The 10525-nt window shown below is 63.0% G+C and carries 10 protein-coding genes; 3 read left to right on the forward strand and 7 right to left on the reverse strand.

Going from position 1 to position 10525, the window contains the following annotated elements:
• From A2Z13_06440 to A2Z13_06460, 5 genes are all read right to left on the reverse strand, one after another.
• Positions 1 to 1283 (reverse strand): hypothetical protein (locus A2Z13_06440; GenBank protein ID OGP79576.1); only part of this gene is annotated, 1283 nt, incomplete at its 3' end.
• A 15-nt stretch (positions 1284 to 1298) separates the two neighbouring features.
• On the reverse strand, positions 1299 to 2726 hold the full coding sequence (locus A2Z13_06445) for a hypothetical protein (protein ID OGP79577.1): 1428 nt from the start codon (positions 2724 to 2726) through the stop codon (positions 1299 to 1301).
• 27 nt (positions 2727 to 2753) lie between these two features.
• On the reverse strand, positions 2754 to 4091 hold the full coding sequence (locus tag A2Z13_06450; GenBank protein ID OGP79578.1) for an outer membrane channel: 1338 nt from the start codon (positions 4089 to 4091) through the stop codon (positions 2754 to 2756).
• Between the two features lie 160 nt (positions 4092 to 4251).
• Complete coding sequence (locus A2Z13_06455; protein OGP79579.1) at positions 4252 to 4533, reverse strand: hypothetical protein; 282 nt, start codon at positions 4531 to 4533, stop codon at positions 4252 to 4254.
• 59 nt (positions 4534 to 4592) lie between these two features.
• Entirely contained in the window at positions 4593 to 4880 is a 288-nt protein-coding gene (locus tag A2Z13_06460; protein OGP79583.1) for a transcriptional regulator, read from the reverse strand.
• Between the two features lie 267 nt (positions 4881 to 5147).
• Between A2Z13_06460 and A2Z13_06465 the strand changes: the two genes are divergently transcribed.
• A complete protein-coding gene (locus A2Z13_06465) occupies positions 5148 to 6395 on the forward strand; it encodes a threonine ammonia-lyase (protein OGP79580.1) in 1248 nt (415 codons plus the stop codon).
• Positions 6396 to 6435: 40 nt separating this feature from the next.
• Positions 6436 to 7704 carry an Mn transporter gene (locus A2Z13_06470; protein OGP79581.1) on the forward strand — a complete coding sequence of 423 codons (1269 nt, stop codon included), beginning with the start codon at positions 6436 to 6438 and terminating at the stop codon, positions 7702 to 7704.
• 52 nt (positions 7705 to 7756) lie between these two features.
• On the opposite strand, the gene A2Z13_06475 is transcribed toward A2Z13_06470, so the two are convergent.
• Positions 7757 to 9007 carry a hypothetical protein gene (locus A2Z13_06475; GenBank protein OGP79584.1) on the reverse strand — a complete coding sequence of 417 codons (1251 nt, stop codon included), beginning with the start codon at positions 9005 to 9007 and terminating at the stop codon, positions 7757 to 7759.
• A 138-nt stretch (positions 9008 to 9145) separates the two neighbouring features.
• Here A2Z13_06475 and A2Z13_06480 point away from each other — a divergent pair, with 138 nt between their 5' ends.
• On the forward strand, positions 9146 to 10225 hold the full coding sequence (locus A2Z13_06480; GenBank protein OGP79585.1) for a 4Fe-4S ferredoxin: 1080 nt from the start codon (positions 9146 to 9148) through the stop codon (positions 10223 to 10225).
• Between the two features lie 113 nt (positions 10226 to 10338).
• On the opposite strand, the gene A2Z13_06485 is transcribed toward A2Z13_06480, so the two are convergent.
• Complete coding sequence (locus tag A2Z13_06485; GenBank protein ID OGP79582.1) at positions 10339 to 10521, reverse strand: hypothetical protein; 183 nt, start codon at positions 10519 to 10521, stop codon at positions 10339 to 10341.
• Positions 10522 to 10525 lie beyond the last annotated feature (4 nt).

Genomic DNA, 10525 nt, shown 5'->3' on the forward strand with positions numbered 1-10525 from the left:
TTCCCGTGCAACACCGCAGCCGTATCCTGATTGAGCGCCTGCCAGACGGGCCAGATGCTTCCGGCCAGGACGATCATCAATCCGAGAAACGGAGAAAGCACGGCCAGCGCCGGATGGAGTTCCGGCTCGCTTCCGAATACGGCCCGCACCAGCCACTGGCCGAGAAAGGATCCCGTGGCGGCGGCCAGCAGCCCGCCCGCAAGTCCGAGGACGGCTCCTTCGCTCAGGAACAGGAGGAGCACCGATTCTCTCGAAGCGCCGATCGCCTGCATCAGCGCAACCTCCGCACGGCGTTCCAGGACCGCCGACGTCAGCACGCCGGCCACGCTGAGGCAGCAGGCCGCAAGAGTCAGCATCGCCAGCAGGAACATCAGTCCTTCAATACGGGTGAGGATGGCGCCCTGCGTCTCGGAAACCTTCCTGACCACGCGCGCCGCGGACCCGGGAACGGACTTCTGGATCTCCGCCGCCACCGATCCCGGATAGGGAGTGCAGAACCAGCGCTCGTACTCGGCAGGAGTCAGGGACTTGGGGTCCTGCCGGTACTTCTCGGCAAGCTTGTTCTCCGGCGTCGTCAGGGCGCTGACATCGGCTTCGGAGTATTTTCCTTCCAGGCCGGCGAGCGCCTGGGCGGCCGCAAGGGGGAGGATGATCGCATCGTCTTCCCGCCCCCCGGTCGATGCGATTCCGGCAACCGTGATCGTGGCAAAGCCGGAGGGGGCGGCCATCCGGATCTTGTCTCCTGGACGAACCCCCAGCTTCCGGGCCAGGCTGTCCCCCACGAGGGAGTGGATCTCTTCCCCTGCGGATCCGTCGGAAGGCCAGGCCCCTTGGACCTGCCAGTGCTTATAGACCCGCCTGGCTCCCGTTACGAAAGGTTCTCCCCCCTCCACCGGGATTTTCTGCTCCAACCAGACTCCCAGCAGCGTGACTTCACGGCCTTCGGCTTTTCCACGGCTCCATAAGCGGGGAACCACGCCCAGGATGTTGTTCTTCCAAAAGATTCGCTTAAGGGCGACCAGATCACGCTCTTCCAGATAAGCCGGGGAGGTGGTTGAAGCGACATCATGTCCGCCGACGCGGACCGGAACCGAGGCAGCAATGGGTTCCAGCCTGATGTTCGAGCCGAACGCCTGGAGCTCCCGGTTCATCTTGTCCCCCACGTCGATGCTTACGGCCAGGAAAGCCAGAATCAGGCTGATTCCGACCCAGACGGCGAAGGCCGCCAGGAGCTTTCGCGTCATCCTTCGAGCCAATGAATTGGCCAGCAGTCTGAAAAACATGGATCTTCCGCCTTTTTACCGCTTCACGTAGGCGCCCGGATCGGCCTTGAACATGGCTTGGCACTTTCCCATGCCGCAAAAATAATAGGTCTTCCCGTTGTACGTCTCGAAACCGGCCGCTTCATTCAGCCTTATGCGCATGCCGCAAACCGGGTCGACTTCCTCCAATCCCGACTGCGCGGCAAAGATCGCCGCCTTCTCTTCCAGCGCATGGAGGGGTACCTTGACATGCGTTGCCGTGACCTCGCACTTGAGCGGGATCGGGTTGCACCCGCCTGAATTGCCCATCGTGAAAGGATTGATTTCCGCCGCGCAGTTCAGGCACAACAGGTTTTCTCCTTCCTGGATATATCCGAAGGCGCCGCAGATCTCGCAGGCATCCAGTGCGGTGCGGATCTTCCCGTCGGTGGTCTTCATCGCAAGGAATCGCACCAGGCGTCCGTCGGCGAGGAACCCCAGACGGTGGAGCTTGCCGTCCGCAAGCGCTTCGACCGGGACGACCGCAAAATCTCCTTCCCGGGCGACGGGCTCCGGGGGCGGCACATTCTTGGGCGCGATCTCCCGGGCATACACGATGCCCACGGAAATCAGCACTGCGAACGCGCTGACCACGGCGCCGAGCCGGTAGAACCGCTCCCGCCGGATCCTTGCCATCTCCGCCCTTCTCGCGGCCTGCGAAACGTCTCCCTCCTGATCGACGAGCTCGGGCTTCCGGGTCAGCCAGATGAAGAGCGGGATCGCCACGAGGGCCAGGATGAAGAGGGAGTTGTTCCGGACAACGGGCCCGACCAACGCCATGCTGGTCCGGTTCGCGGGAAGGATGGCGATCTCCGCGAATTCGTGATAGCCGTTGATCAGCAACTGAACGACGAAGATGCCCAACACCCACTCCGTAACCGTGAAGAACCGTCGCAGGTCCACCTGGAGGCTGCCGCGGACGAACATCACGCAAAAAACCACGGCGCCCGCAAGCCCCAGGACCGAGCCGACGAAGCCGAGGATCGCGTCGGTGGTCAGGTTGACGGCCGCGAGAAACATCACCGCCTCCGCGCCCTCCCGGAAAACCATGAGGAATACGAAAGCGCCCAGCGCCCATCCCTCTCTCGATATTTTTCCGCCGGACTCCGCCTCCACGGCTTGCCACACGCGCCCTTCTATCCGGGAGCGGAGCATCTTCCCCTTGCGGTGCATCCACATCATCATCGACACGACGAAACACGCGGAGACCCAGTACAGGGTTCCTTCGTAGATTTCATCGCCGACGGGCATGAAATGAAGAACGATCGCCGCCGCAACACTGGCAAGAACCGCCAGTCCGAGACCCCAGAACACGGGCCGCTCCAGATCGCGCCGACCGGCTCGCTTGAGCACGACCAGAACGATCCCGGTGACGAGGGCGGCTTCAATGCCCTCCCTGAGCATGATCACGAACGACTCGAACATTTTCTCCTCCTTCTCCGTGTCTTCCGGTTAAAACGTCGCCTGGAGCTGCGCGTACACGTAATTGATGTCCTTGACGCTCCCGGCGGCGTCCTTGAAGAAATCGCCGGTGAAGAACCGGTTGCCGCTGAGCAGCACGGAGATGCTTTCCTTGATTTTGCAGGTCAATATCAGGTTCGTCTCGATGCCGATCTCCTTGCTGAACCCGGCCGGAACCTTGTTGGCCCGGAAGTAGTGCCCGTCCAGGGACAGGTTCAGCTTTGCCGTGAGGTCGACCCCGCCGCCTGCGGTGAAAACCTGGAGGCCGCTGGCCGCCGCGCTTCCCACCGTCAGGCCGCCCAGCTCGCCGATCACGTTCATGTCGCCGAGAATCGAGGTGTCGTTGTTGGGATTGTGAAACTCCGTGAATTTCCCCTCCTGCGGACTCCCGTCGCCGGAACCGTACGCGAACGCGAGGAAGACCTTCCCCGGATACCGCCCCAGGGAGGGATCGAAGGTCACGTCCGCATGGCCGCCGAAGGCACTGATATGGTTGTGGCTCACTCCGTCCCGGTTCTTCCTCCCGAACTGGTAGACCGGCTCCACCTCGAAAACCGCGCTTTTTACGATGCGGCCCGAGAGCCGGGTCCCCACCGAATAGGTCACCTCGTGCTCCCCGCCCACGTGCGTTTCCCCGGCCCCGCCGGTGTCGCGGAGGCCGTATAGATCGACCGAAAGCGTCTCCCGAGGTTTATAGATTGCGTAGATCCCGTAAAGCCTCCCTTCGATCCCTCCTGCCCATTTCTTAACGTATCGGCCGCCGAACAGATCGAGGGAGAACTTCTCCGCGGGTTTCCACGACAGCTTCGCCGCGTCGAAGGTCAGGCCGTCGTAGAAACTGTCGGCGCCGAGCAGGAAGGTACTGCCGTAAACGAGCTCCTGCCGCCCGGCCTTGAGGGAGACTCCTTTCACGCCGGGCACGACGCCTTCCACGTACCCCTGGTACAGGCTGAAGATCGAAAAGTCCGTGTCGTCGGAGAAGGCGTACCACTGCCCTTCCACGCGGGCGGAGAAGTTCTCCGAAGGGCTCACGGTAACCGAGGGACGAAGGCGGAACAGGATCCTCCCCTCGTCGTTCCCCGGCGTGAAGGAGAAGCTCCCGAGGCTGAAGTTCGTCGCCGCTTCCGGCCGCACCAGGGAGTCCAGCCCCAGCTTCACCGGTCCGAACCGCAACGGGTCCGGCGGATCATCATGGGCACGTGCCGGTCCCGTCACGCACAGGACCAAAACCGCAAGGACCGCCGCGGCGGGGAGAAGCCCGCACGTTCGACGGGAAAGAAAAGGAAGGACAAACGGGTGGAAACGATCCGTTTTCGGAATGGTGTTCAAGCCGCACGCTCCCTTTGTTCGAACAAAGGATTGGAAGCCACAACCCGTAAAGCCTTGGCGCGCCGGAACGCGCGCCCTCAAGTTGCGCTTTCACTGTGCGGCTCATGGAGCGGCCCGATCCAGGGCGGCCCGATCCGTACCGTAAAACGCCCCTTGCCGGTCAGACTCCGGCCAGGATGTCGACCAACTTCCTCCGCAACGCTTCGAGTCTCTTCGATTTGAAGGAGCTCCTCGTCTCCTCGAGGACCCCTATCGTCTCCTGAAGGACCGCCTGCAGCCTGGAAAGCCTCTCGCAGTCGACCAGGGGGCAATATGCCTTGGGTCCCGAGGCATCCCTTCCACCCGCGAGGACCTGCTTGAAGACGCGGCGCTGGTGATCTACCCGCTGGTGCATCTCCTTGGCGATCCGATCGACGTATTCCTCGATCCCCATGGCCTCCAACGGCTCTTCTCCTTTGGCACACATATGAGCAGGCGTTTCATTCATATGGAAAAAAAATATCACCCCACGGAGACGTGCTTGATGCATTCCTCCAGGAGGTTTCGGATGTGGTCGTCGTCCAGCGAATAATATGCGATCTTCCCTTCCTTGCGGTACTTCACGAGGCGCTGCCCGCGAAGGAGTCTCAGCTGGTGCGAGATCGCCGAACCGGTCAGGCCCAGGAGACGCGCCAGGTCGAAAACGCAGAGCTCCTGCCCCCCGAGCGCGGAGATGATCCGGACGCGTGTGGGGTCGCTCAGGGCGCTGAAGGTCTCCGCAAGCGCCCTCACCATCCGGTCGCTCGGCATGGCGGTCCGGGCGGCGCGCGCGCTCACCCCGTCGATGAACGAAATTCTTTCCGCTACCCCGCCGCCGTGATTTCCTGCCGGTGCATCCAACTCGGGAGACTCCTTGAATGAAATGGTTGCTCACATATACCAATCATCCGGGATTCCTGTCAAGAAAAATTTTCACTGCCCGCAACCGGCCGGCCGGACTGGCCACTGGCCCGGATTCTCACGGACGGATACACTGGTACTGCCGACATGCAAGGAAAACATCCCCGGGAGGGATGCATGGATTTCGGGCGCAAGGACGTGCTGGCGGCACGGGAGCGGGTCTACCGGCTGGCGTACTCCACCCCCCTGGTCGAGGAGGACCCCCTGTCGGAGAGATTCGGCGGGAAGGTCCTCTCCAAGCTCGAGAATCTCCAGGGTTCCGGTTCGTTCAAGATCCGGGGGGCTGCGAGCAAGGTCCTCTCCCTCGATCCCGAAAAGGTGCGGGGGGTGATCGCCGCCAGCGCGGGGAACCACGCCCGCGGCGTCGCTCGCGCGGCCCGCCTGGCCGGAATCCCGGCCACCCTGGTGATGCCCGTCTGGGCCCCGGTCTCCAAGTCGGCGGCCGCACAGCGGGAAGGCGGGGAGAGCACGCGGATCATCCTTCACGGGGAAACGTTCGAAGAGGCCTCCCGGCATGCGCTCGCTCTGGCGAAGGAGTCCGGGTTCGCCGTCGTCCATCCCTTCGACGACCCGCTGGTGATCGCCGGGCAGGGGACGCTCGGGCTGGAACTCCTCGATGCGGGAGGCATTCCGGGGACGATCTACGTTCCGGTGGGAGGCGGAGGGCTGCTGGCAGGCATCGGGGCGGCCGTGAAGGAGAAGCACCCGGAGGCGGAACTGGTGGCGGTCCAGGCGGAAGGGGCATCCTCATTATTGCCGTCGCTCGAGGCCGGGCGGCCCGTGGCCTGCCCGCAGGTGCGCACGATCGCCGACGGCATCGCGGTGGCCGGGATGAGCGAACGCACGTTCGAAGCGGCACGCCGGTATGCGGACGAAGCCGTCACCGTGGAAGACGAGGAGATCGCCGCGGCCATCCTCTACGCCCTGGAGGAGATGAAGACCACGCTGGAAGGCGCCGGGGCGGCACCGCTGGCCGCCCTCCTCTACAAGCGCCCTCCGAAGAAGTTCCCCGCCGTGATGGTGCTCTCCGGGGGGAATATCGATGTGAATTTCCTGGCGCAGATCACGGAGCGGGGCCTATTCCGATCGGGGAGACTCGTACGACTGCGGTTCCTGGTGATGGACCGCCCGGGCTCGCTGGCAGCGCTCCTTGCCGCGGTCGCCCGAGAGCGCTCCAACGTGGTGAGCATCGAGCACGACCGGCTGCCGCCCGATTGTCCTCCGGGATCCTCCGCCGTGGTCCTTCTCCTCGAGACCCGCGACCGCGCCCACGGGGAGGAGCTTGCAGCCCGCCTAAGCGATCAAGGGTTCCGGCAAACGAACGGATTGCCAAAGATGCCTTTTGCTTGGCCAACTCCGCGATGAATATGGTATTTTTTGAGGGTTATCCCGGCGGAAAAGGGGGATTCCGTTGCGTTTCCGGAGGCCCGACAAAAAGAAGCTGCTCGCCTTCCTGACCATTCTGGGACCCGGGATCATTACCGCATCGGTGGACAACGACGCCGGCGGGATCGCCACCTATTCGATCGCGGGAGCGCATTACGGCTACTCCCTGCTATGGACGCTCATTCCCATCACCGTCGCCCTCATCGTCGTGCAGGAAATGGTGGCGCGGATGGGAGTCGTCACCGGCAAGACGCTTGCAGACCTCATTCGGGAGAAGTTCGGCGTCCGGCTGACGTTTTTCCTCCTCTCCGCGCTCCTGATCGCCAACCTCGGCAATACGGTGGCGGAGTTCGCCGGGTGGGCGGCCGCGCTGGAGATCTTCGGGATCAGCCGGTACCTCTCCGTGCCGATCGGAGCCATTGCGGTCTGGTTCCTCGTCGTCAAGGGAACGTACCGGGTCGTGGAAAAGATCTTTCTCATCGCGGCCACGATCTATTTCACCTACGCCGTCTCGGCCTGGCTGGGCCATCCTCCATGGGGGACGGTGGCCCTGAATCTGGTCACGCCTTACATCCGTATGGACGGGGCGTACATCATGCTCCTCATCGGGATGGTGGGGACTACGATCGCGCCCTGGATGCAGTTTTACCTGCAGTCGGCCGTCGTAGAGAAGAATATCCAGGTGGAGGATTACAAATACTGCCGTGCGGATGTGATCGTCGGCTGTTTCGTGACGGACATCGTGGCCCTTTCCATCATCGTCGCCTGCGGGGCAACCCTGTTCACCGCCGGTATCCGGATCACGGATGCGAAGGACGCCGCGCTCGCGCTTTCTCCTCTCGCGGGAAAGTATGCGTCGGTCCTGTTCGCCGTCGGCCTTGCCAACGCCTCCCTGTTCGCTGCTTCCATCCTGCCGCTGGCGACGGCCTACTCGGTCTGCGAGGGGATGGGCTGGGAGTCCGGCATCGACAAGAATTTCCGGACCGCGCCGCACTTCTTCTGGCTGTATACGGGACTGATCGTCGCGGGAGCGATCCTGGTGTTGTATCCGTCCGCCCCCCTCATCCTCATCATGTACCTGTCCCAGGTGGCCAACGGCATTCTCCTTCCGCTCGTCCTCATCTACATGCTGAAGCTGATCAACGACAGGGAACTGATGGGGGATTACGTCAACTCGAAATCGTTCAACCGCATCGCGTGGACGACCACGGTCGTCATGATCGTTCTAACTGGACTGCTCGTGATCGTCACGCTTTTCCCGGGCCTGCCCGGGCTCATCGGACTGTAAATTACTTTATTCGTCCTCCCTTAAAAAGTTTAAGAACGTCCCCGGGGTGAAGTTACATCCTGCGGCGCTTGCGCCTCGAGGCGGGGGGCAGCAGCAGGTCGACCACGTCGTCCACCGTGACAACGCCCAGGAGGCAGTTCTCATCGTCCACCACCGGCAGGGCGAGGAGGTTGTACTTCGAGATCAGCTCCGCCACCGTCTCCTGTCCGGCGTCGGCGTGCACGGTAATCAGCTTTTTATGCATGACGTCGCTGATGGGCTTGCCCGGATCCTCGAAGATGAGGTCGCGCAGACCCAATACGCCCAGGAGCTTCTCGGCTTCGACGACATAGATGTAGTAATACGCCTCGAGCTCGGTCGCGTCCTTCCGGAACCGCTCCATCGCCTCCCCGATGGTGATCCCCGGAGGATAGGCCAGATACTCGTTGATCATGAGGCCCCCTGCGGTGTCTTCCTCGTGGGCGAGCAGCTCGTGGATGTCCTCGGCTTCCTCTTTCTCCATGAGACCCAGGAGCTCCTGCGCCTTCTCGGCGGAGAGGTCGGCGATGACGTCGGCCGCCTCGTCGGGCGGCATCCGCTCGATGACGTCGGCCGCCTGCTCCTTATCCATGTCCGAGATGATGTCGGCCTGCACTTCCGGCTCCAGCTCGTGGAGCGCCTCCGCCGCGGTTTCGATGTCGAGCCGCTCGAAGAACCCCTTCCGCTCCTCGTGGGACATCCCGCTGATGATCTGGGCGATGTCCGCGGGGTGGATCTTGGAAAGAGCCTCTCTCGAGACGGACAAGGTCAGCCGGTCGAGCTTGATCTCCAGCGGCTGGATGAATTCCCAGGAGATCAGCTGGTGCCGCAGCGGATGCCGGATCGCTTCGAAGAAGGAGTCCCCGCGCCGCTCCACTCCCAGGCGCCGCAGGATTCCCCGCACGCCGACGTCGACGTCGGTGACGCAGGCCGCACCGCCCTCTTCCGTCAGCTTGACGTCGTTGACCCGGACCACCTTGGCGCCGTTGATGTCCACGATCTGCTTGTCGAGGATGTCCTTCCGGATGAGGAGCCGTTCGTGGGAGGGCAGGAACTCCGAGAGTTCGCTCTCCCGCTTCCGCGAGGAGATGATCCGCCGGTTGAAGATGTTCAGGTCCGCCCAGGGGAGGAACCACATCTTCTTTTTCTTTTCCAGGACCAGGCCCGCCGCCCGGGGGAACGGAGACCCCCCTTCCACGGCGATGTCGCGCAGCGTCCCGATCTCCTCGCCCAGCGGATCGAGGACCGTCTTGCCCAGTACATCCGCCACGTAAACTTCCCCGATCAAGGTCATTTTTCGAAACTCCCTTCCTGCGCGGGGATCCCGGCTTCAGTTTACTTTCCGGGTTTGAGGCAGGTCAAGGAAGGAGGGAGGAGGAATGATAAAGTAGATTGGCAATTTCACCTTGTGGAGACCGGATCGATGCCCGAGCCTGCCGCCCTGCCGACGGATCCGGCCGCCCCGCCGCCCGCAGAGGCGCCCGCGGTCAAGTGGCGCAACCCGTACAAGCTTCTCCCGCGGCTCCGCTGGCTGGTTCAGGGCGTCTACGTCCTGTTCTTCGTCCTGGTGGGCGTCGAGTTCCACGCCTTCTACCGGCAGGCCGTCTCCGGCGGCCCCATCACCGCGCACCGCCCGCCCGCGGTGGAGGGATTCCTCCCGATCAGCGCCCTGATCGGGCTCAAGAAGTTGCTCCTCACCGGCAACTACGACAAGGTCCACCCCGCGGGGCTGACCATCCTGATCGCGGCCATCCTCTCTTCCTTCCTGGCGCGGAAGGTCTTCTGTTCGTGGGTGTGCCCGGTCGGCGGGATCTCCCGGGCGCTCGAGTGGATCGGGAAGAAGACGCTCTGGAAGCATCGCGAGAGGGTGACCGTCGTGAACGACCGGGTGGACCTGGCGCTTACCTCGCTGAAGTACCTGCTCCTGGCCTTCTTCTTCTGGGCGATCGGCATCGGCATGGACGAGGTGGCGATCGACAAGTTCATGAACTCCACCTACAACCACGCGGCGGATGCGAAGATGCTCCTCTTCTTCGCGGACATCTCGCGGGCGACCGCGATCACCCTGATCGTCCTCGCGGCGCTCTCCGTCGTCATCAAGCACTCCTGGTGCCGGTATCTGTGCCCGTACGGCGCCCTTCTGGGGCTCGTGAGCTGGGCCTCTCCGCAACGGGTCGTCCGGGACGCGGAGAGCTGTACGGACTGCAAGGCGTGCACCCGCGCCTGCCCGGTGGAGATCACCGTCCACAAGAAACCTTCCGTCCGGACTCCGGAGTGCACGGGGTGCATGTCGTGCATTGCCGCCTGCCCCGTCGAGGACTGCCTGACGGTCACGAGGAAAGGGCGGGAGTCATGGTCCCCCTGGTACATTCCCGCCGTCGGCTTAGGGACGATCTTCCTCTTGTGGGGAGTCTCCCGGGTCACCGGGCACTGGCACACCGACCTGCCGCTCTCGACGCTGGTCGAGGCATATCGGCAGGCGAACACGCTCATCCACCCGTAATATCGGTCTCGGCGCCTCCCCGCCTGGAACGGAATCTGGAAATCCGAAATTGCTAATCGAAGGCAGAGAGTTTCCTCCCCGCCTTTTTCTGTCTCTTCATGCTGTTGTACTGCTCAGTGGAACAACTTGTACTGGACGATATAGACGGCAATGCCGCCGAAGTAGCCGATCAGGGCAAGACCGCTGATCCGCCTGACATACCAGAAGAAGTGGATTTTTTCCAGTCCCATGGCGGCCACCCCGGCTGCGGAACCGATGATCAGGATCGAGCCGCCGGTGCCGGCGCAGTAGGCCATGAAC

The organism is Deltaproteobacteria bacterium RBG_16_64_85 (assembly GCA_001798885.1).
Lineage (GTDB): Bacteria > Desulfobacterota > Deferrimicrobia > Deferrimicrobiales > Deferrimicrobiaceae > FEB-35.

Excerpts from the sequence above, each read along its gene's own strand:
- A2Z13_06445 (OGP79577.1), bottom strand. The coding sequence starts at position 2,726 with ATGTTCGAGTCGTTCGTGATCATGCTCAGGGAGGGCATTGAAGCCGCC.
- A2Z13_06460 (OGP79583.1), bottom strand. The coding sequence starts at position 4,880 with ATGCCGAGCGACCGGATGGTGAGGGCGCTTGCGGAGACCTTCAGCGCC.
- A2Z13_06465 (OGP79580.1), top strand. The coding sequence starts at position 5,148 with ATGGATTTCGGGCGCAAGGACGTGCTGGCGGCACGGGAGCGGGTCTAC.
- A2Z13_06480 (OGP79585.1), top strand. The coding sequence starts at position 9,146 with ATGCCCGAGCCTGCCGCCCTGCCGACGGATCCGGCCGCCCCGCCGCCC.
- A2Z13_06485 (OGP79582.1), bottom strand. The coding sequence starts at position 10,521 with ATGGCCTACTGCGCCGGCACCGGCGGCTCGATCCTGATCATCGGTTCC.